General features: G+C 35.3%; 20 protein-coding genes. 5 read left to right on the top strand and 15 right to left on the bottom strand.

Features of this window, described 5'->3' with window-relative positions; all coding sequences use genetic code 11:
- Window positions 1–76 precede the first annotated feature (76 nt).
- Both MT489_RS00930 and mgtE read right to left on the bottom strand, forming a co-directional pair.
- The gene (locus MT489_RS00930; protein WP_244679631.1) at window positions 77–1,927 is read right to left on the bottom strand and encodes a monovalent cation:proton antiporter family protein; all 1,851 of its coding nucleotides are present in this window, start codon (window positions 1,925–1,927) and stop codon (window positions 77–79) included.
- Between the two features lie 38 nt (window positions 1,928–1,965).
- Window positions 1,966–3,339, bottom strand: coding sequence for a magnesium transporter (mgtE, locus tag MT489_RS00925; RefSeq protein WP_244679630.1), 1,374 nt, complete (start codon window positions 3,337–3,339; stop codon window positions 1,966–1,968).
- A 260-nt stretch (window positions 3,340–3,599) separates the two neighbouring features.
- Here mgtE and prpE point away from each other — a divergent pair, with 260 nt between their 5' ends.
- On the top strand, window positions 3,600–4,337 hold the full coding sequence (prpE, locus tag MT489_RS00920) for a bis(5'-nucleosyl)-tetraphosphatase PrpE (RefSeq protein WP_244679629.1): 738 nt from the start codon (window positions 3,600–3,602) through the stop codon (window positions 4,335–4,337).
- Here prpE and MT489_RS00915 read toward each other — a convergent pair.
- The 3 genes from MT489_RS00915 to yjbM are packed head-to-tail and all read right to left on the bottom strand — an operon-like array spanning window position 4,318 to window position 6,704.
- Window positions 4,318–5,217, bottom strand: a complete 900-nt coding sequence (locus tag MT489_RS00915) for an RluA family pseudouridine synthase (protein WP_244679628.1) — start codon at window positions 5,215–5,217, stop codon at window positions 4,318–4,320. The genes prpE and MT489_RS00915 overlap by 20 nt on opposite strands.
- Before the next feature lie 4 nt (window positions 5,218–5,221).
- The gene (locus MT489_RS00910) at window positions 5,222–6,022 is read right to left on the bottom strand and encodes an NAD kinase (RefSeq protein ID WP_244679627.1); all 801 of its coding nucleotides are present in this window, start codon (window positions 6,020–6,022) and stop codon (window positions 5,222–5,224) included.
- A gap of 34 nt (window positions 6,023–6,056) precedes the next feature.
- The gene (gene yjbM, locus MT489_RS00905) at window positions 6,057–6,704 is read right to left on the bottom strand and encodes a GTP diphosphokinase (protein ID WP_244680597.1); all 648 of its coding nucleotides are present in this window, start codon (window positions 6,702–6,704) and stop codon (window positions 6,057–6,059) included.
- Between the two features lie 379 nt (window positions 6,705–7,083).
- Between yjbM and MT489_RS00900 the strand changes: the two genes are divergently transcribed.
- From MT489_RS00900 to MT489_RS00890, 3 genes are all read left to right on the top strand, one after another.
- A complete protein-coding gene (locus MT489_RS00900) occupies window positions 7,084–7,677 on the top strand; it encodes a CYTH domain-containing protein (protein WP_244679626.1) in 594 nt (197 codons plus the stop codon).
- A complete protein-coding gene (locus MT489_RS00895; RefSeq protein WP_244679625.1) occupies window positions 7,674–8,333 on the top strand; it encodes a lytic transglycosylase domain-containing protein in 660 nt (219 codons plus the stop codon). The genes MT489_RS00900 and MT489_RS00895 overlap by 4 nt, the downstream gene beginning before the upstream one ends.
- Window positions 8,334–8,584: 251 nt before the next feature.
- Entirely contained in the window at window positions 8,585–9,424 is an 840-nt protein-coding gene (locus MT489_RS00890) for a ClpXP adapter SpxH family protein (RefSeq protein ID WP_425311308.1), read from the top strand.
- A gap of 803 nt (window positions 9,425–10,227) precedes the next feature.
- Here MT489_RS00890 and pepF read toward each other — a convergent pair.
- The 5 genes from pepF to MT489_RS00865 form a co-directional block, all read right to left on the bottom strand.
- On the bottom strand, window positions 10,228–12,048 hold the full coding sequence (gene pepF, locus MT489_RS00885) for an oligoendopeptidase F (protein ID WP_244679624.1): 1,821 nt from the start codon (window positions 12,046–12,048) through the stop codon (window positions 10,228–10,230).
- A 66-nt stretch (window positions 12,049–12,114) separates the two neighbouring features.
- The gene (locus tag MT489_RS00880) at window positions 12,115–13,371 is read right to left on the bottom strand and encodes a competence protein CoiA (RefSeq protein WP_244679623.1); all 1,257 of its coding nucleotides are present in this window, start codon (window positions 13,369–13,371) and stop codon (window positions 12,115–12,117) included.
- A 172-nt stretch (window positions 13,372–13,543) separates the two neighbouring features.
- On the bottom strand, window positions 13,544–14,209 hold the full coding sequence (gene mecA / locus MT489_RS00875; RefSeq protein WP_244679622.1) for an adaptor protein MecA: 666 nt from the start codon (window positions 14,207–14,209) through the stop codon (window positions 13,544–13,546).
- Window positions 14,210–14,751: 542 nt separating this feature from the next.
- Entirely contained in the window at window positions 14,752–15,147 is a 396-nt protein-coding gene (spxA, locus tag MT489_RS00870) for a transcriptional regulator SpxA (protein ID WP_213128464.1), read from the bottom strand.
- 409 nt (window positions 15,148–15,556) lie between these two features.
- Window positions 15,557–16,768: a putative glycoside hydrolase gene (locus MT489_RS00865; protein WP_244679621.1), complete on the bottom strand. Its 1,212-nt coding sequence runs from the start codon at window positions 16,766–16,768 to the stop codon at window positions 15,557–15,559.
- 487 nt (window positions 16,769–17,255) lie between these two features.
- Here MT489_RS00865 and trpS point away from each other — a divergent pair, with 487 nt between their 5' ends.
- A complete protein-coding gene (gene trpS, locus MT489_RS00860) occupies window positions 17,256–18,245 on the top strand; it encodes a tryptophan--tRNA ligase (protein WP_244679620.1) in 990 nt (329 codons plus the stop codon).
- Between the two features lie 56 nt (window positions 18,246–18,301).
- Here trpS and MT489_RS00855 read toward each other — a convergent pair whose 3' ends face one another.
- The 5 genes from MT489_RS00855 to MT489_RS00835 form a co-directional block, all read right to left on the bottom strand.
- Window positions 18,302–19,051 (bottom strand): YjbA family protein, encoded by a 750-nt coding sequence (locus MT489_RS00855; RefSeq protein WP_244679619.1) that lies wholly within the window; start codon window positions 19,049–19,051, stop codon window positions 18,302–18,304.
- Between the two features lie 67 nt (window positions 19,052–19,118).
- Complete coding sequence (locus MT489_RS00850) at window positions 19,119–19,343, bottom strand: YuzI family membrane protein (RefSeq protein ID WP_244679618.1); 225 nt, start codon at window positions 19,341–19,343, stop codon at window positions 19,119–19,121.
- Window positions 19,344–19,673: 330 nt separating this feature from the next.
- On the bottom strand, window positions 19,674–20,459 hold the full coding sequence (locus MT489_RS00845) for a DUF2268 domain-containing putative Zn-dependent protease (RefSeq protein ID WP_244679617.1): 786 nt from the start codon (window positions 20,457–20,459) through the stop codon (window positions 19,674–19,676).
- A 160-nt stretch (window positions 20,460–20,619) separates the two neighbouring features.
- Window positions 20,620–21,855 carry a beta-ketoacyl-ACP synthase II gene (fabF, locus tag MT489_RS00840; RefSeq protein ID WP_244679616.1) on the bottom strand — a complete coding sequence of 412 codons (1,236 nt, stop codon included), beginning with the start codon at window positions 21,853–21,855 and terminating at the stop codon, window positions 20,620–20,622.
- A 49-nt stretch (window positions 21,856–21,904) separates the two neighbouring features.
- Window positions 21,905–22,837: a beta-ketoacyl-ACP synthase III gene (locus MT489_RS00835; protein WP_244679615.1), complete on the bottom strand. Its 933-nt coding sequence runs from the start codon at window positions 22,835–22,837 to the stop codon at window positions 21,905–21,907.
- Window positions 22,838–22,875 lie beyond the last annotated feature (38 nt).

Genomic DNA, 22,875 nt, shown 5'->3' with positions numbered 1-22,875 from the left:
TTTAACAAGATATTAGTACCTAGTCCTAATCATACATGATAACTTTGATTATTGTAAAGGATTAAAATGGTCCATTCTATTGGTATTGAAGTTCCTTCGTCAGGTGATCAACAAACTCCTTTGATCCAGTAACAATCAGGCGGTCCTCCATTTGAAGTTCTGTGTCTCCATGGGGAACGAGTGAATCCTTCCCTCTAAATATTCTTACAATAATTACATCACCAAGAAAAGGGAATTCTCGTAAAGTCATATTTGCATACTGTCTGTTCAACATTTCTATTTCGTATAAAGCTGTTTCACCGTTAGTCATGATTTGAGCAATATTTGGTGATTCTAACAGAGCTTTTAATAATGAGGTTGTAGACAAAATAGTTGAAAATACTTCAATATCATTTTCTTTCAATTGCTTTACTACTTGTGGTGTTTCAATTCTAGCAATTACTCTTTCAGTCCCAAGGGCCTTTCCTTCGTATGCCAGAGCTTCATTCAGCTTTTCATCCCCAGTAGAAATAAAGATAATATCTGAATCGAAAACTCCAGCTTTTTCGAGCTCCTCGCTTTCATAACCAGCAACTTCGACAATATTAAATGCAGTATCACCATTTTGAGTATCTGGTTTATCCATTCTTTTATGGAAAACAGTGCATTTAAAATGCTCCTCATTTAACTCCTTAGATACAGGAAGAGTCAGTTGATTTGCTCCAATTAAAGCTACAGTAAGCTTTCGTTCATTTGTAATTTCTTTCGGAAACCACTTTCTAAAGAAAATCGGTGTAAAAATACACGAAATAACCGCAACCAAGATAAACGTGCCACTCATTTCGGGTGTTATTACCTCAATTCTCTCTGCTATTTTTGCAGCTGCAATAACTAGGGACAATGTTGAAGTAAGCAAGAACGCTGAAGCGAGTACTGTTTTCGTATCATACCATTTTCTCAAAATAAAAACTGGAAAGATTTTTGAAGCTAATAGTGCTATCAATAATAATGGAATCAATGCTAACAAATTTTTATCCTTAAATAGAGACCATAAATCAAGTTCAACTCCGACCATTACAAAGAAGATAGGAATTAAAAAACCATATCCAAAAGAATCCAATTGCCTAACCATTTCTTGCTTAGGATTCAATAAAGAGACGAGAGTACCTGCTAAAAACGCCCCAAGAATATTTTCGGCACCTACTGATTCAGATAATGCGACTAAGACGATGATTAATGTAAAAATTGCTCTCGTGCCAATTTGAACAGTACCTTCAGATAATCTTTCCATAATTGCACGATTTTTGAAACGTCTCCCGAAAAAATACAAAATAATCCCAGCAGCAAATAAAATGAGTAATAACCACATATTACCTTGGCTATTTCCGGAAACAGATACAAAAACGGCTAGTAGAATCATTGTAACAAGATCAGCAATAACTGCTGTAAGGAGAATGATCTGCCCAATTCCCGTTTTCATGATATTCGCTTCTTTTAGAGTAGGAACAACAACTCCAAGTGATATCGTTGAAATAATCAAAGTCATCAAAAACACATTATCAATCAGACCCATTTTCACAAATAGAAAAGAGAGGCCAATCGATAAAATAAATATACCAATAAATATTACTGTAGAAATGATAAGGCGATTTGGTTCTGTTTTTCCATTAGGCAAAACTATTTTCTTTTTACTAGCTTTGAACGCAGAGAAATCAATTTCTACCCCACTTAAAAACATTAGGAAGATAAAGCCTAGTGTTGAGAGAGTGTTCAACCACGTACCTTCATGTATTAGATTCAATCCGCTCTTTCCAATAATAAGTCCCATAATTATTTCTGCTATTACCACTGGCATAAATGTCAGACGAAAACGATGTAATACAAGCGGTGTAAAAAATGCAACGACTAATACAATGACTAATGATAACAAAGATGATTCTTGACCCATGATGTGTACCAACTTTCCAAGAATATCCTGAAGATATATTAATGAATTAAATAACTCATGAACATCGTGGCTAAACCAAAATAGATAAGGATAGATGTAATATCATTCATAGTTGTAATAAAAGGACCTGATGCAACAGCGGGATCAATTTTGAATTTATGCATAATTAGAGGAACAAGAGATCCTGCCAATGTGGCAACAAATAGTGATGCAAGTATAGCAATACCAACAAGAAATCCTAGTAATAATTCACCTTTCCATACAAATACGATCAATGCTACCAACAATCCACAAATAGTTCCGGTTATTAAACCTGTGCCCGATTCCCTGAGAATTAGTTTTAATTTACTTGATTCAACTAGTTCACCAGTAGCAATTCCTCGAACAGCAACCGCCAATGCTTGAGTACCTGTATTACCAGCCATCCCTGCAATTAGTGGAATAAAAACAGCTACGATAGGAACTTTACTTAAAGTGTCTTCAAATCTGCCGATTAGACTTGCAGTAAACATACCTAAAAACAACAATATGATTAACCATGGTAATCTTTTTTTTGCTGCTGCAAATGGGTTTTTATCAATCGTATCCATATCAGAAACCCCTGCAAGCTTAGAATAATCATCGGAAGCCTCTTCATCAATAACGTCAATAATATCGTCAACTGTAATAATTCCAAGTAAATGATTTTGAAAATCGACAACAGGTAGTGCAAGTAAATCGTAGTCTCTCATTTGTTTAGCAGCTTCCTCCTGATCTGCACTAACAGAAATAGAAACAATCCGATCAAACATAATGTCTGAAATCATAGTATCATCGCTGCTAATGATTAAATCACGTAAAGAGATTACACCCACAAGTCTTCCATCCTCGTCTACTACATAAACATAATAAATGGTTTCGGCTTTTGGTGCTTCCTTCTTTAAAATATACATCGCGGAGCGGACTGTTTGATTTGCAGAAATTGCAATATATTCAGTCGTCATAATACTTCCAGCGGTATATTCCTCATAATGAAGTAATCCTTTTATTTCTTGAGCAGCAACGTGGTCCATTATGGATAAATAACTGGCAGTCTGATCTTTATCCAAGTTATTTAAAACATCAACGGCATTATCAGTAAACATGTTGGCAAGCATGTCAGCCGCATATTTAGGATCCATTTCTGCTAAAATACTTTTATATTCATAATCCTCAATTTCAAGCATCTCGAAAAAATCAGCAAGCTCTTTAGGAGATAAAAAATTGTAAACTTTTATACGTTCATCTGAAGATAATCTGAAAAAAAATTGTGCTTGATCATACGGGTGAAGAGTCATGAACTCCTCTCGAAATCCAAGAATGTTATCATCTTCTATTGTTTTAATGAGAAGTTCTTCATTTATTTGGCCATTTGTTTCAATTATATTGTCCATGATTGACTCCTCCTTCCCTTTTGTCTACACTATCCTAACAAATCTGTTTACTTTTGTCGCTACATAATCAAAAGAAAGTATTACAATATTCGATTTCTTTCATAATAAAAATACAACGCTTCCCGTTCCAGTTGCTCTCTTTTTGATGACAACAAATACTCTTCAGCGTCATCGTACCTGTGAGGTGTGAATTTTTTACAGTTGGAGTTTCGACCTTTCTCATCAACAAAGCTCAAAAAAAATGAAATAGGGTGAATAAGTTGAATATCGATATTATTGGAGATATACATGGTTGTTACAAAGAATTTGTTACTTTAACAGAAAAAATGGATTATTCGTGGCAAAAAGGAGTCCCTAGCCTTAAGAATAGAAAATTAGCCTTCGTTGGCGATATTACTGACCGGGGGCCGGATTCTTTAAAAATGATAGAAATCGTCTGGACACTTTGGAAACATTACGGAGCTTATTATGTCCCTGGAAATCATTGCAATAAATTATATCGTTATTTTCTCGGCAGGAATGTGCAAATATCCCATGGTCTTGAGACAACCGTTGCTGAACTAAAAGCCCTATCACATAAAGAACAGAATCAATATAAGAGAATGTTTATGGAACTTTATGAGGAATCACCTCTACATTATGTGCTAGATAATGAGAAGTTGGTTATTGCTCACGCAGGAATAAGAGCAGATTATATTGGTAAACAACATAAAAGTGTTAAATCCTTTGTTTTATATGGAGATGTAACGGGTGAAACTCTCCCTAATGGTATGCCAGTACGGCGTGATTGGGCGAAAAACTATAAAGGTAAGCCATTCATCGTATACGGACATACTCCTGTCGAGGAGCCTCGTTTAGTTGGCAATACGATAAATATAGATACAGGAGCCGTCTTTGGTGGCAAATTGACGGCTTTGCGCTATCCTGAATTTATAACTGAATCTGTCCCATCAACAATGCCGCTTGTTGCTGAAAAATTTACACGTTTTCTTTCTTAATAATTGTTTCCATATCTAAAGGAAGTGGAGCAATAAATGACAATTCTTTTCTTGTAATTGGATGCTCGAAACATAATTCTCTGCAATGAAGTGCTTGGCGCCCAATAATTTTTTGATTACCACCATATAAATCATCACCAAGAAGGGGATGGCCTAAATAAGACATATGCACTCGAATTTGATGAGTCCTCCCCGTCTCTAGCTTAAGTCTTATATGGGAAAATTCAGGATAGTTACGTATTACTTCAAAATAAGTAACCGCCTTTTGGCCATCCTCCCTTACTTCCCTTTCTATAATACTGGATTGTTTTCTTCCGATTGGGACATCGACACAGCCGGAAATTTCATCAAAAGCTTTTTCTGCAAAAGCTTCATAATAACGTTGAATCTTTCCATTTTGTTGCTGCAAACTTAGCAAATGATGTGCATGACGGTGCTTAGCAATTAATACTAAGCCCGATGTATTCCTATCCAATCGTGTTACGATATGAATAGCTGAAGTATTATTAGTTCTCTCATAATAGTACACGAGTGCATTAGCAAGGCTTCCAGTTGGGTGTTCACGTGACGGAATAGTGCTCATATAGGGTGGCTTTTCTAGAACAATAATATCTTGGTCTTCGAAATAAATAGAAAGAGGAATATTCTCCCCTTTCATTCTTTCATTTAATTCTTCCGGAGGAAAATCAACGATTAATACATCAAACTCCTTTAAAAGATAGCGGACATTTTGTTCTTCTCCATTTACTTTTATCGAACCGCCTGTAAATTTGATGTTTGTTAATGCTCTTCTCGATATCCCTTTTGTATATAAAAATTCTTTAATAATCTGCCCAGCATCTGCTTTTTCAATGGTCCATTTTAACGAGTAGTAATCCATATAATTAATCACCATCAGAAATAAATGAATCGTGGACCCTTTTCCAAAATGGGAAAGGACGGAATCTAGCAAAACGAATTTTTTCTTCTGCCACACGGAATTGAATCGATTTTACATCACGATGCATGACTGTTAAATGGTCGACAGTTACATGAAAATCAAAAGTTTTGACAGGCTTCAGGACTAAAGTATGGTGTTCTGGCAAAATGAGCGGTGAGCCAACCGTTCGAAAAACTTTGTTATTGATCGATGCCATTTCAGCAAGCTGAATGGAATGAAGTGATGGGTGAATAATTGCCCCGCCTAGCGCTTTATTATATGCAGTACTTCCAGATGGGGTAGAGACACATAAACCATCACCCCGGAAACGCTCAAAATGATCACCACGAATCTCTACATCCATAACAAGGGTACCCACAATACTCTTTACTGTAGATTCATTTAATCCTAAATAACGTGTTTCTTTTCCACCGTGGCGGTATCTAATTAAAACTTCCAGCAATGGGTATTCGACAATTTGGTATGGTGTTTTCGCAATGGCAATAACCAGTTTTTCAATCTCACTCGGCACCCAATCGGCGTAAAAGCCTAAATGTCCTGTATGAACCCCTACGAAAGCAGTTTTATCCAATCTCGAACTATAGCGGTGGAAAGCATAAAGTAATGTGCCATCTCCGCCAACGGAAATAACAATATCCGGCTGTTCTTCATCATATACCATATCAAAATCCTGCAAATACATTCTCATTTTATGCATTAATGCATTGGATGTTGGATTTCCTTTCGATGTAATCGCAAATTTCACAATTCTCATCCTTTCATGCAAATATGAATTCTCCCTATTCGGTTCTCTTATCCAACTTTTTAACAGCTTCTTTATTTTTCGTAAAATATACTTGTGCTTCCTGAATTTCCTCTTTAATTTGTGACATTTCTTCATCTAAACGAAAGGCTGCTTCAGCTGCACCTTGTAGCCTCTTATTAATCTCTTCTGGAAATTGCCCTTTGTACTTATAGTTCAAAGAGTGTTCTATCGTAGCCCAAAAATTCATTGCAAGTGTACGGATTTGGATTTCAGCTAATATTTTTTTCTCGCCATTAATCGTTTGGACTGGATATTCTATAACAACATGATAAGATCTATATCCACTTGGCTTTTTATTTGATATGTAATTTCGTTCTTCCACAATTCGGAAATCATTCCGCTTTCTCAGTAGCTTTACAACTGTTTCAATATCATCAACAAATTGACACATCATTCTAAGTCCAGCAATATCTTGCATTTCATATTCAATTTTGTCCAATGGAATATTCTTTTGTTGTGCTTTATCTAATATGCTCGCAATCGGTTTAACTCGTCCAGTTACGAACTCAATTGGTGAATGTATATGTTCTTGTTCAAATTGGCCTCTCATGCCTTTTAATTTAATTTTCAATTCATCTATCGCTTGCTTATATGGAGCTAAAAATTGTTCCCAGTGGTTCACTAGATTGTCACCTCTTAAATAATGCCTAATAAGAAAAGCGTAAGCGCCTTGCTCATCGACGTACTGTGGCACACAGGATGTGGATTCTTGGACGTCGCCACAGGAAGTAGCTGTTTTAGTCGACGTTCCTTTTTCGGACCAAGAGTAAGATAAAGGAAGCACGATAAGTCTGACAGGACGAATCTGCACTCTCATACCCAAAAGAAAAGGACAAGAAGTTTACTAGTCGATTGACGCTGGAGCTGACACTTTATGAAAGATTTACCTCTTTATTTTAGCACAAACAATAAATTCTTAAAGTTTGACTATCATCAATTATTGAAATCAATCCATATTAAGGTAATAATAAGAATAGCTTTATATGGAAGGAAGACCGAATTTGTCTAAAAACCTCGAAATTGAATTTAAAAATATGGTTACCGAAGAAGAATTCCAACTTCTTCTGAAAACTTTTCAAATTACCAAAAAAAATTTTTTCTCACAGACAAATCACTATTTTGATACGAAAAATTACTCTTTAAAAAAATTAGGGGCCGCTTTACGTATTCGAGAATTATCCGAAAAGTATGAGCTAACATTAAAAAAACCCGCAGTTAATGGACTTTGGGAGATAAATGATACTATAAGTCAGTCAGAAGCAGATTTATTAATGAAAAATTCTATTTTTCCAAGCGGTGAAGTAAAAGACGAATTACTTCAAATGCACATCAATTTGAATGAATTCATTCTTTTTGGGTCACTTCGTACGGAACGAGCTGAAATAGAATATGAAAATGGTCTTCTAGTATTTGATCATAGTTTTTATAAAGGAATTGAAGACTTTGAGATAGAATATGAAACAAGCAATCGAGATGAAGGCGAAAAAAAATTTTATAAGCTGCTTGATAAGTTAAACATCAAGATTCAATATGCCGATAATAAAATTAGCAGGCTATACAAAGTAACACAAGGAAAGAAGGACGTATCGCCATGAATACACTTGGGCAATTAAAAACGGTTCTTGACATACAATTATTAAAGAGTTTTTCCATAGATAAAAATCAACTTAATCAAGATAATAATTCGTTTGCACAATTATTACAGCAAACAGTTATGAGCTCTGTTAATTCTTCTGCACCACAAACGTTAGATAATAATACTCTAGGTGCTATATACAAAATGCAATTGAATCATTCACCTATTTTATCCAGTCAAAGTGCCATTCAAATGGCATCCAACATACATGCAACAGTTAAGGATAATACTAAAGTACCGGAAAGTTTAGAAGAAATTATACAAAAAGCTTCTGAAGTGTACAACCTTCCTGCTAAACTAATAAAATCAATCATTAAGCATGAATCAAATTTTAATTCTAGTGCTGTCAGTCATGCTGGAGCTTCCGGATTGATGCAGCTTATGCCACAAACGGCAAAAGGTCTAGGTGTCTCCGATATTTTTGATCCATTGCAAAACGTGATGGGTGGAAGCAAGTATTTACGAACTATGCTAGACAAGTATGATGGTAATCTTGTACTAGCACTAGCAGCCTATAATGCGGGGCCAGGAAATGTGGATAAATACGGCGGTATTCCACCTTTTACGGAAACACAGAACTATGTTCGTAAAGTTACTGAGACATTTTATAGTTAAGAAAATCAGTATAAATGAATGTAACTGTCCATTGTTGGGCAGTTTTTTTATTATTGTTTTTTAATCCAATGCTATTTGTTTGAGTTATTACGTTCTCGTTGCTACAATAAACATACAATTTTAGAAAAAGGAGCGATTCATATGGTTATGAAACGTGTTGGGCCGTATGACGCACTTAGTGCTAATAAATATATTAAAATTACATTCCATGTCGAAAGGCATATTGACATAATACCTATAGTAACAGGTGAATGGAATTGAATAACAATCGGTCAGCAAATAATATAAACTCGCATTATATGGACAATAAGCCTATGGAGATTTACTTGTTTATCGATCCTTTCTGTGCGGAATGCTGGTCATTATCACCTATTATTAATAAGCTACAAATTGAATATGGGGATTATTTTACTTTAAAATACGTTTTATGTGGTAATCTTTCATTCTGGAATCAAAAGGGTGTTAATTTAGGTGATAAGAAAAATATTAAGAAATTAAAAAATGATCATCAAATTTTTCCCACACCCCATTTGGCGGCAATTAGCATTAAAGCTGCTGAGCTGCAGGGAAAAAAAGCTGGAATTCGGTTTATTAGAAGACTGCAAGAATTACTTTTCGTGGAAAATGCTGATATTACAGATATTAATGTCATACAACAATGTGCCAAGCATGTAGGCTTAGATATAGAGGAATTTATTCGTGATGTTTATTCACAAAGCTCTGCAAATGCATTTCAATGTGACTTAAAAATTTCCTCTGAAATGGAAGTTAACGAAATGCCTGCAATGGTATTTTTTAACGAGAACATAGAAGATGAAGGTTTAAAAATAACCGGGCTATATTCATATGATATTTACGTCCAACTATTAACCGAAATGCTTGAACGGTTCCCAAAGCCAGCTGAAAAACCCCCATTAGAACTTTTCTTGTCCACTAACCCAATCATGGCATCTAAAGATCTTGCTATGATTTATGATGTACCTGTCCAACAAATAGAAAAGCAAATGAAAAAATTGCAGCTACAACGAAAGGTACAAAAAATTAACGCAAAAAACGGACATTTTTGGAAATACACATCCGGTGGTCTATAGATAGCAATGTTTTAGAGCTTGCTCTAATATCAGTTTTACTGAGCATCAATAATCATAACGTATGTGAATCAATGTTGACTTATGAGCAAGGAAAAGAACAGGTACGACTTGTTGTAGACTATAAACCAAACCACTTGTAGAGAAAAAATCAATATTACATTTTTGGAAAGAATGCTAGGTTTTGCCCTGCATTCTATTTATTTTTTAAAGTTTTTTTCACAAGATATTCTTTTAAAAGTATGACTGGTGGATTTTTTGCATATAAGTTATTAATAATGCGAGAAAGGAGACGGGGATCTGAGAAAAATTGTTATTTTCATAATGATGACATTCATCGGTTTCTGCTTTTTCTTTAATATCCTCGGTTTGATGAACTTAATTCCGATTTATATTACATCACCTTTACTTTTTATCTCATTGCTCTTATTATTGAACTTTTTAAACGGCAGAAACAAATTTCGTGGGTTTCATTAAAAAAAGAAAATGGTGCCGAACAAGACTCGGATAAAAAGGAGCTCTTTAATTTAGCTCCCCAAAAAACAATTAAGGATAAAAGGTTCCCTTTTCTCCACTAAAAAGACTTAGCGGACTTTGAACAAAGCTGTGAGACTCCTTCTGGAATATGGAAAAGTTGAGATATTGCAGGCGTTAGGTATAAGGTTCTCCACATTTCGATCTTCGCAAGTAACACCTATAGCAGAAAACAACATTCCAGATTAACAATGTCCAATTAAATAAAGGGGAGATGCCTCCTCCCAAAGTAAAATACTACGACTTTGCAGGAAGCACCTCTCCTTGTTTTTTTATTCTGATAATAGTTGTTCCATTTCAGCAAGCTTTTCTTCAAATACCTTACATGCTGCTTCAATTGGAGCGGCAGTAGTCATATCTACACCTGCTTTTTTCAATACTTCTATTGGATAATCGGAACTACCTGCTTTTAAGAAATCGATATATCGTGTTACCGCCGGTTCTCCCTCTTCGAGAATTTGGCTAGATAACGCAGCTGCTGCACTAAATCCTGTCGCATATTGATAAACATAATAATTGTAATAGAAATGAGGGATTCTCGACCATTCTAGTCCGATTTCTTCATCGATATAAATATCCTCATCACCAAAGTACTTCTTATTTAATTCATAATATTCCTTGGTTAACATATCAGCAGTTAATGCTTCCCCATTTTGAGCTTTTTGATGAATTATATGTTCAAATTCCGCAAACATTGTTTGACGGAAAACCGTTCCGCGGAACCCTTCCAAGTAATGGTTAAGCAAATATAATTGTTCCTTCTTGTCATCTGTCCGTTTTAACATATAATCGTTGAGAAGTGCTTCATTACATGTAGAAGCGACTTCAGCTACGAAAATGGAATAGTCTCCATATGGATAAGGTTGTGATTTTCTTGTATAGTAACTATGCACACTATGACCAAATTCATGGGCTAGTGTAAATAAATTATTCACATTATCTTGCCAATTCATTAGTATATATGGATTGGTTCCATATGTACCCGATGAATAAGCGCCGCTCCGTTTTCCTTTATTTTCAAATACATCAACCCAACGATTTTCAAAACCTTCTTTAAGAATATTAGCATACTCTTCTCCAAGTGGAGCAAGTCCTTCAACTACCAAATTTTTTGCCTCTTCATAAGGTATATCCATCTTTACATCTTTTACTAAAGGCGTATAAAGATCATACATATGCAATTGATCGACACCAAGGACTTTTTTACGCAACTTTACATAACGATGCAATAAATGGAGGTTCTTATTAATCGTTTCAACTAAATTGTCATATACACTTTCTGGAATGTTATTTGCTGATAGCGCTGCATGTCTTGCAGATTTATAATTTCTAGCTTTTGCATAAAAATTATCTTTCTTCACTGCGCCACTTAGAGTACTAGAGAATGTATTGCTGAATTTGCCGTATGTTTCATACACCTTTTTAAAAGCTTCTTCACGAACTCTTCGATCAGAACTTTCCAAAAAACGAATATAGTTGCCGTGAGAAATTTGTACATCTTGTCCATTTTCATCTTTCATGACAGGAAACTCTAAATCAGCATTATTCAGCATTCCAAAGGTAGTGCTTGAAGCACCTAACACTTCCGATGCTTGAGCGAGTAATGCTTCCTGTTCTGCTGATAACACATGGCCTCTTTGCAAGTTTATTTCTTCCAAAGCTTTTTTGTATAACTGAAGTTCTTTATTTCCCTCTAAAAATTGAGAAATTTTGCTTTCTTCTATGTCTAAAATCTCCGGTACAATATAGGAAAATTCACTTGCTAATATAGAATACAAACTTTCCGCTCTCGCATTAAAACCTTGATAAAGGGAATTCCCAGTATCTTGATCATATCGCATATGTGCATATGTATAAAGTCTTCCCATACGTTCTGAAACTTTTGATTGGAAATCTAGTGCTTCAAATAATTGCTCCGCACTATCACCTAGTTTACCTTTAAATTGACTTGCATCTTTTAATAATTCTTTTATATCATCATATTCTTTCTCCCAAGAATCATCTGATGAAAAAATATCTTCCAGCCTCCATGTCATTTCCTCTTGTATCTCAGCTCGGGCAGGAAGTGTTTTAACTGCACTTTCGTTGGCCATTGAAATCCTCCATTCTTTTTTCTTTAATTCTTTCGTATATCGAAAGTTATTGTACCTATACCTATTCTACTTAAATTTGGAGAATCCTGCTATATATTCAAATAAGAAACAAGATTCGTCTATTTCCGAGTCATTTGAGCTCCGATTATTTAGTTTTTGAAAAACCTTATCCTCCCAAAGTGTTGCTTCTTCAATAGAATGTGGTATTTTTATTTGTTTTTCTTTCTCAAATAAGTCTTCGCCTAAATTCGAGAAATATTCCAATTCTGTTAATAAGCTAAAGTAATTTTCGACAGCATTTCTCCAATTGTTTATTTGATCTAAAGGAAAATTTCGAATAACAATTAATCCTGCCTTTTCCCAGGCTTGAATTTTTTGATAAATATATTTTAAAGAGATACGTTTGCCTACTTGTATTTTTCGTAAGCATTCTAGATAAATGAGAAACTGCCATTCAATGGGGTGGGAATAAAAATTCTCCATATATTGCACCGGGAGACCACATATAGGAGGTAGTAAAAAAGGGTTATGTCCAGAGGTATAAATATTTTTTAGAAAGAGATCATTTACAAGATTACCATTTTGAACTTTATGATGGAGCCATTTTCTTTTGTTTTGGAGCCACAATGTATGGTTAATACTCTTTGAAGTTTGCGGAAACCTTAATGGGAGCGTGGCAGTAGATATTTGGCGAGAAAACAAAGTTGCTGAAACTTTATTTTGAGAAAATGAGGTAATATTTGATAACAAATAAAATTTTTTGCTCTCAGTATCATAACTTAAAAGATGACGTCCACCTTTTCTCTTCCTCCTTAACATTGCCCAGTTAAAATCCGATAAAAGATAGATGTCTTTTCGACTTTTTTGGTAAGGTTTTCCCCCAATAATCCATAATGGTTCAATTCCTATACTTTTGTACCCTTTAGTTCGTTTTTCTAATATACTTCTAGAAAGGGGAGAACATTGGTATTCAATAGCGAAAGAATGAGATTGAAATTGTACGAATAGATCAGCACGCTGTTTGATCTCAGGTAAATAATGTTCTAAAGAAACATTTAAACCTTCATTCATGAAAAAATCAAACAAATTTTTTTTGCCTTTTAGATGTTGAGGACTTTCGGGTTCTGCTAAAAAAGTGGCACAAAGAGAGTCTCGGGTATGGGAGAAATGAGGAATGCGAATATGACCGGCTTTTAAAATAAGAGATTCCTTGCATATGGGACAAAAATATTTTTCACTACGCATCCTTTCAATTATTTCTTTGTTATGAAAAGATTTAACTAAGGTAATTTGTTTTCCTTCTTTATTTAACGCTGTAAGCAATAAACACCACTTCCTTTCTTATATAAACTATTCTACAAAATATCTCAAATTCCTTTATTTAAGAACAAAAGCTGGTTCGAACCTTAAGAGGTAAGCAAAAATTCTGATCCACCGAAAGTCGTTTTTGTTAAGCACAAAAAAAGACCGATCCATCATAATGAAATCGGTCGTATTATTTAAAATATTGACGAAGTGTGTTAAAAACATCAGTATCGATTATGCTTGTTCCATATTCGCCAATACGATGAATGGTGTAATTACTTTCTGTACAATATTCAAGGAGAACACTTAGGGCATCGTCAATCTGGTCATCGTCATATAGGTCTTCGTCGAACTTAACAAATAAATAATATTTATTTTCATAAGAATAAAGTTTTGTTTCCATTTCAGCTAGGTCTTGTACTTTGGAAAGGGCAACTAAATCCTCAAAGTCCCTAAACCATAAAACAAATTCAAGTTCAGTTAAATCATCAACTTTTTCATCATCATAATGCTTAACCTGAAAATGCTGGTCTAAAAATTCTTCGATTTTATCATCTACATGGATATCGCCTTTATCTGACAAGATTGGGAGCTCCAATTTTTGGCCATCCTTTGACAGTTGTGCCTTAGTTACGATTACTTCAAGCCCTTTATCCATTGCCTGTATTTGAATCCAAAGAGGTCCGTCTGGAACAAAATCGTCTTCTTGATGAATTTCATCCATCATTTCCCAAAACAATTCTTCTCCTCTTTCACGATTGTACCAAATTTCCTCTCGATCAAACCCACGCTCTTCTATGTCAACATATGAAATGTAAAACTTAACAGTGTGTTCATTAATACGTTCTATTTCCATACATTTAACTCTCCCTTCTATAATTGGGTGTTGAAGGGATCATCATCCCGTACTCAAAGTACTTAGTGCTTAATGCTTTTCTCCTTGTACTTATATTTTATGATAACTGTAGTCAAATTGGAAATAAAAGATATTCCCAATTAAAAAATGGTCAAGTGCCCAACACAGCTATTATTTATGTTTCGATTATTTTATCTAACATACTCACTAAAATCAAGCCAATTTTCAAAATTTTTATATAAAAAGCGGAACGGAACCGCTTATCTGCGAAAAGCCATATTTTGAGACGTGAAAAGTTATACTTTACTTTATAAAGACTCGGGTTATTTGACCTCGAGGCGATGGCACTTACAGCTAGGCAAAAAAAGCGGAAGCTTAGTCGACCGAAGTCCTAGCTTACAAACATGGGTCCATAGATGTAAGAAGATAAAGAGATTAGATTTTTTGTTATAACTATTCTAATGAAAAAGGGGCTGCCCCTTTGCCTTACAGGCTTTTAGGAACAGCCGCTTTTTTCTGCATATAATCTATGTTCAAAAAGCTTAATTTACCATTTTCTGTGCTTCACGTAATTGGTATGTTCTTACTTTCCTTGGGAGGAAGCGTCTAATTTCATCTTCGTTATAACCGACCTGTAGTCTTTTTTCATCCAAAATAATTGGTCTTCTTAGAAGTCCAGGGTTTTTTTGGATCAAATCATACAATTGCTGAAGTGGAAGGGAATCCAAATCAATATTTAGCTTTTGGAATATCTTTGAACGTGTAGAAATAATCTCATCTGTACCATCTTCTGTCATTCTAAGGATTTCCTTTATTTCTTCTAAGCTAAGTGGTTCTGAGAAAATATTTCTTTCTTTATATGGAATGCTTTGTTCCTCAAGCCATATTCTTGCTTTTCTACAAGATGTGCAACTAGGTGATGTGTACAATGTTACCATAATACAAATCACACTCCTTTTTTAAGAATTAAATTCTTTATAAAATTGCTCTTATATTACAGAATTTAGATATCATGTTTCAATATAAATCCAAATATAGAAACACCCTTATTAATTCATTATACACTATTTCTAGCATAATGAATAGATTTATTAAGGAATTTCTAAATCTGTTACTATGAAATATGTACTGCTGTTATAGTCCCTTTTTTATATATTTTTTATACCACCACCAAATCATTTTTAAACAAAAAGTTGCATATTTTTTGTTGTTTTTTTTACATTTCTTAGCTTCTGTAAATGTTAAATGAATAAACTCGAAGCAAATCAAGTTCATTAAAAGAGATTCTCAAGATTCTCAATATATAGTTTCCCAAAAAGGAAAAATAATGCCGAAAAAATTCCGGCACTATTTTTTATCAAAAGTATAATCCACATTCGGTGAATATTTATTTCCTGCATTCCAAAGTAGATATTCTTTAATGCCTTCGTCGTAAAGAGCTTTTATTTGAGCTTCTACTTGTTCTTTTCCGTAAACTTGATAATTTCCCGCTCCTAAATAAGAGGCTGTAAAATCTTGAATCCAAGGACGTGATATAGGAGGACTATTCAATTCACTTAGTTTTGCTTTCTCCAACTTCGCATATTCTCTAATAAGCTTATATGGTTCTAGGTCGGGTTTGGCAATACCAAAATATGAAGTCCAATGACTAGGATAGATCATCGACGAGATTACATCTACATTCTCAGATATTTTAGAGAAATTTTGTCCGATACCCGGAGCTTCTGGCAAAGTTGCAGTGTATCCAAAAATATCAACAGACACTTTAACTTCATAAGGAGCTAACTTCTCCCTTGCGTATGCCACAAAATCTGTTACAGCTTGAACACGTTTCTGAACATTGTCTTCCTTGGAATCCTTATAATCCCCTATCCCATATTTCAACTCTGCATCACGTTTTTCAAAGCCTTCAGGAAAACGGACGTAGTCAAATTGAATTTCTTGAAAACCTAGTTTTGCGGCTTCAATGGCAATATCGATATTGTAGTCCCAGACTTCTTTTAAAAATGGATTCACAAATGATTCGCCTCTACCATTTACCCATACGTTCTTACCATCCATAAATGAAAGGTCTGGCCTCGTTTTCGGTAATGTAGAATCTTTAAAAACTACGATTCTAGCAATTGGATATATTTGTTTTTCTTCCAATACATCCAACATTTCTTTAGGATCTTTTATATAATTTTGGCCTAAATGAGCAAATGGAGAATCATCAGGAAGTTTATATGTAATTTGTCCCCAATCATCTTTAACATCAATAACCATAGCATTCAGTTCTGTGGAGTCTACTAATTTTACTAATTCATTAAATCTGCTTCCACCTGCAGAATGGCCAGTCACATAAATCCCTCGAACAGCATCAGGATATTCAAAGTGACGACCTGAATTAAAAACAAAACGAGGAAGACTATCTGGCAAAACCTTTTTCTGAATAGACAACTGCCTAGTATCGAGGTTTTTTACCTTTTCTAGCTCGTCAGCAGATGCACCTTCTGTTTGAAGCTGCCATAATAATGAAGCTGCAAGTCCTGCAACTGTGACAATCTTAAACCATCTCAACTTAACTCTCTCCCTTTGGCGTTTCTTGTCTTAATATAAGATTTAATGTCCTGTTCTATTTTAACAAGGATTCTAAATAATTGATATTGTTTTATTGAATGATTCATGATTAAATGTAAAGTTGATTCTTTCGACCTGGCTTGATTGTCATATTTTATGAGGTTATAATTAATTAAGGATTTTCGCATTTATCATACTTCTGATAAGCATTCATCCTCTTCAAGGCGGATGGTTTTTTATATTTTAAAAATATAAATTGATACAAATCAATTATTTTTTTAAATAAGATTTTCGCTTGCTAGCACAAGCAGATATCGACTAGCAAACACCTCTTGTCCTTTTCATTTACGTAATGAAGCCAGACTTGTACTTCTTCCTTTTCCTCTCAAGGCTAAGGCCGATAAAGGAACGTCGACGGACCCACCTGTGGGCCTGTACGTCGATTAACAAGACGTTTGCGCTTTTCTAATATTAAGGAGGCTTTTACATGAAAACCATATTTTCTGGAATTCAACCGAGTGGTGTGATAACACTTGGAAACTACATAGGTGCCATTAAACAGTTTATCGAATTACAGCATGATTATGATTGTTACTACTGTGTTGTCGACCAACATGCTATTACGGTACCTCAAGATCGTCTAGAACTAAGGAAAAACATTAAAAGATTAGCAGCGCTTTATGTAGCAGCTGGATTAGATCCTGAAAAAGCAACTCTCTTTATTCAATCGGAAGTTCCAGCACATTCACAGGCTGCTTGGATGCTACAATGTATTTCATATATTGGTGAATTAGAGAGAATGACACAATTTAAAGATAAGTCATCAGGGAAAGAGGCTGTTTCTGCTGGACTACTGACTTATCCACCACTAATGGCTGCAGATATTCTCTTATACGACGCTGATCTTGTCCCAGTTGGGGAAGATCAAAAGCAACATTTAGAGTTAACGAGAGACTTGGCTGAACGTTTCAATAACCGTTATAATAATATTTTCACGATACCTGAAGTAAGAATTCCAAAGGTTGGAGCAAGGATTATGTCATTGCAAGAACCAACGAAAAAGATGAGTAAATCCGATGCAAATCAAAAAGCTTTTATTACATTATTAGACGAGCCTAATCAAATTGAGAAAAAGATTAAGAGCGCTGTGACAGACTCTGATGGTATTGTAAAATATGATAAAGAAAACAAACCTGGAGTATCAAACCTACTTTCAATTTACTCTATTTTAGAAAATAGACCGATATCTGAGATTGAACAAGATTACGAAGGAAAAGGCTATGGAGATTTTAAGGCGGATCTTGCCAATGTGGTAATTAAAGCGTTAACCCCTATCCAAGATCGGTATAAAGAATTGCTTGACTCAAAAGAACTAGATGATATTCTTGATGCTGGAGCAGAAAAAGCATCAAGAAAAGCAAATAAAATGGTTAAGAAAATGGAAAATGCTATGGGTCTAGGAAGAAAAAGACGTTAATCAAAACAAGAGCCAATCTCATTTTATTTGAGACTGGCTCTTTCATTTTCTTAAAACTAGTTCACTTTTGAATCACATTCCATATCCCATAGTTTTTCAAAGAATGGTTGACCTTTTATAAGATTTTCACAAAGCATAACATGTTTTTCCGACCAACCAACCTTCGTTTCTTCGTAAAGACAATTCCATACTTCGTCAAAATCCATTGTTTGGATTTCATGATATTTACCAGGAGCCCATTCCGTGTACCAATAACGAATTTCTGGAGTGTTTTTTGATGTATATAGTTGATCTAACGCCATAAACATTAAGTGTTTTAATTGCCGTTCTTTCCTCGTCAAACCGTACATTAATTCAGGCTCCGGCGACAAGATATGGTGTTCCTTACTAATATTCTCTTGATCAAATTTATAAGGAAATGGTTCATTTTTCGCCGTCATTTCGAATACTAACTGTTCTTGACGAGGAATTAACCTACTTTTCCTGAGGGGAATTGAATAGCCGATTGTATCAACTGCTATTATTCCTTTTCCATCTGTTACTACAAAGCAATATTCCAATTGAACCCGCTCGTGATTTTTTCTTAAATATGCTTTTTTATAAACATCGTTTAATAAAGTCTGTGGCAGCTCTGCCATATTATTTTCTATGTAGTGGAAGAGGACAGGCTCTATCAACAATAACGGTACTTGATCGAGGAGTTCGATGACATCTTCTCCCCTTCGCCACTCATGAAAATGGCAAACATTATAGCCGTTTTCCTCTCCTTCAAACCAATTAACCCATACATCATGAAGATATAGCATCCTTATATCCCTCACTTCATCACCTTTTGTCAATCAGTATAGGCAGGGTTAAGTTAAATTATTCCTCTTAAATCTGGTCATTGCTTTTTTTCTCATCATTATAAAAAATAGCCCCAGTAATCATTATGATTCCAATTGGCAAAAGGTAACATTCAGGTCTTCTAGTAATAAAAATGAGATAATCAATAAAACCTCGTCCCATTGCAAGTAGGTTTAAATAGCCGATTATACTTACGCCACCCGATACCGCAAAGCCAAAACCGAGCAGCACAATACACCCTCTAAAAAACATAGCTTTGCACATCCTATTCCTTAGCTCGTCCTCATTCTGAATATATGTATTATATGGATAGGACATGCACAAAAAAGAAGAGGCTAGGACATAACTAAAACAATTAAACCTAAAGATGAAAAATGATCTAACTTAGCGGAGGAAATATGCGAAGACTCCTGTGGAAGGAAAGACATAGGTGAGACCCCGCAGCTCGGGACGGGACGAGCGAGGAGGCTCACCAGCCGCCTACGGAAACGAAGTATATTTCTGGAGCAGGTATATAAACTAATCAACCTATTGTTCGGATTTATCTTTGTCGAAAATAGTTATGTCCCGGTCTCATTAGCTCTAAGATTCCAGAAATTCATTATTTGAGAGGACTTTTTCAGATGGCATCGAAAATGTATCGTGTATTGTTATCTTATTCCGCCTTACATAACCTTTAGCCATTTCAAATCCAATCGCATAACCTAACATTAATGGAACTCCTCTTCTTCCAAATAATAGGTCATCGTGCTCACGAGCTTTTCGAGTTATATAAAAATTTGGTTCATACATACGTCTTAAATCGTTTCTGAGTCTTTCTTTAGTATATAAATTCGTCCAGGGAGCTAAGTATTTTATTCCACAACTGTTGAGAACTGCTAATTCAGCAAATCCTTCAAACATAATCGAATCCAATAATGTATAATCATTTTCTTTCTTTTTAATCCTGCTCAATCTTGAGGAATGATGATATTCATGAACAAAGAGAGCTTCAAGCTCTTTTTCATTAAGTCCTTCAGAAATGAATAGAAATAATTTGTTATGAAAAGCCAATCCCGATCTTCCATTAGTTCTACGGCGAAATAAAGAAGTTTGCTGTTGAATAGGAAATATATAAATATCTACTGCTGGACCTTTCCATTGTTTACGATACTTTAAGTAAATATTGTTTATTTTATCCCAAACTTTTTCTTCCTTTAATTTATTTAAAATTTCATACGCATTTCGTGAAGGTCTGTACATACCAAATCTCGTTAAGTATTCATAAAAATCCTCGGCATCATCAACTTCTGGTTTTGCTAGCCTGCTTAGCTCCCAAGGCTGATTAAAATAATTTTCTAACCATTTATCAGTTTCAATTACCCCCATTATTAACCGCCTCCTTTTGTTATGTTATTAAAAAATACAAAGGGAGGTACATAGATTTTTCTGAAAAAATTCTGTTGGCTGTCTCCATCAGCTCTATTATCAAAAATCAGCTATCATCGAAAAAAAAAGAAAACACGATCATTAGATCGTGTTCTCAAGGTTATTCATATTTTTTAAAAGCGATAGTCGCGTTATGTCCGCCGAAACCAAGTGAGTTGCTCAGGACTGCCTTAACATTAGCTTTTCTTGCCTCATTTGCAACATAATCGAGATCACATTCGGGATCCGGTGTTACGTAATTCATTGTTGGCGGAAGGATTCCTTCTTTTATAGCCATGACTGAGAAAATAGCTTCAACACCACCAGCCGCTCCTAGAAGGTGACCTGTCATCGATTTTGTTGAGCTCACTGCTAATTTATATGCATGCTCACCAAACACTTCTTTTATAGCCATCGTTTCATATTTATCATTATACGGAGTACTAGTACCATGAGCATTGATGTAATCTATATCCTCAGGAGCAAGACCTCCATCTTGGAGAGCAATTCTCATTGCGCGAACGCCACCTTCTCCACCTGGAGCAGGTGCGGTAATATGATGGGCATCCCCTGTAGAACCATACCCAACGATTTCTGCATAGATATGGGCACCGCGACTTAACGCGTGCTCTAATTCTTCAAGGATAACAATACCCGCTCCTTCACCAATGACAAAACCATCTCGGTTTAAATCGAATGGTCTGCTTGCTGTTTGTGGATCTGGGTTTGTGGATAATGCTGTATTTGCGCAAAATCCAGCTACCGACATTTGTGTAATCGGTGCTTCTGCTCCTCCAGCAATCATTGCATCAGCATCGCCACGTTGGATAACTTTAAAAGCATCACCAATCGAGTTTGTACCTGTAGCACATGCTGTAACCGTACAAGAGTTGACCCCTTTCGCTCCAAGGTATATTGAAATTTGCCCTGTAGCCATATCCGGTATCATCATCGGTACAAAGAATGGACTTACTCGTCGATACCCTCTTTTTTGGAATGTTTCAAATTGCTGTTCAAATGTTTCCATTCCACCAATACCAGAACCAACCCATACTCCGATTCTTTCAGCATTGCTATCGTCAATTTTTAACTTAGCATCTTCAACAGCCATAAGCGCAGCTGCTATCGCATAATGGGTAAAACGGTCCATTTTGCGAGCTTCTTTTCTTTCGACATATTTTTCTATATCAAAATCTTTTACTTCTGCTGCGACTTTCGCAGAATATTGATCAGGATCCAATCGTGTTAGTGGACCAATTCCTGATTTACCTGCGATTACATTTTGCCATGATTCCAATGCATCATTTCCTACTGGAGACACAGCCCCAATTCCAGTAACTACAACTCTTCTTTTCATTCAATATCAGCTCCTTTAAATAAACAAAGAAGGTTTTAAAGCGATGTATTTAACGTCCCCATTTTAGAGCTACTGCACCCCAAGTTAGTCCTCCGCCAAAACCAACCATTACAATAATGTCATCATCTTTAATTTTTCCGGCTTCCAATTCATCTGCGAGTGCCATTGGAATCGAGGCAGATGATGTATTTCCATATTTATGGATTGTTTTGGACATTTTTTCTTCAGGTAGGTCTAACCTTTGTCTTGCAGCTTCCATTATTCGAATATTAGCTTGATGAGGAATTAAGAAATCAACATCATCCTTCGATAGACCTGCCTTTTCAAGTACATTTACCGATGATTCACCCATTTGTCTTACTGCAAACTTAAAAACTTCTCTACCATTCATCATAATAAATTGTTCTTGGTAAAGATAGTTTCCACCTGTACCATCGGCGCCCAATTCAAATGCAAGAACTCCTCTTCCATCTGAAACTGGTCCCATAACTACAGCACCTGCACCATCTCCAAACAATACTGCAGTGTTCCTGTCATTCCAATCTGTAATTTTGGATAGTTTTTCAGCGCCAACTATTAAAATATGTTTATAAGCACCATTGTCTATAAATTGCTTCGCTGTAGCTATTCCATACATAAAACCTGCACATGCTGCGCTAAGGTCCATAGCAGAAGCTTTAGTACATCCTAATTTAGCTTGTAATGTACATGCTACCGTTGGAAAAGGACGATCAGGTGTAACTGTTGCAACTAAAATCATATCAATATCATCAGAAGATAGTCCCGCATTTTTTATTGCTTCTTGAGCAGCTACATACGCCATATCAGCTGTATCCATATCATCGGTCGCTATTCTTCTCTCTTCGATGCCAGTTCGTGTCCTGATCCATTCATCTGATGTATCCACCATTTTTTCCAAGTCTTTATTTGTTAAGACTTTTTCAGGAACATATTTTCCAACCCCGATTACTCCAGCATTCATGTAGCCGATCCCTACTTTCGTTAAACATAAAATTATTA

The organism is Lederbergia wuyishanensis (assembly GCF_022900255.1).
GTDB classification, from domain to species: domain Bacteria; phylum Bacillota; class Bacilli; order Bacillales; family Bacillaceae_C; genus Lederbergia; species Lederbergia wuyishanensis.
Note: the sequence above shows the minus strand (reverse complement) of the source record. Positions and strands in the feature narration are given on the sequence as shown.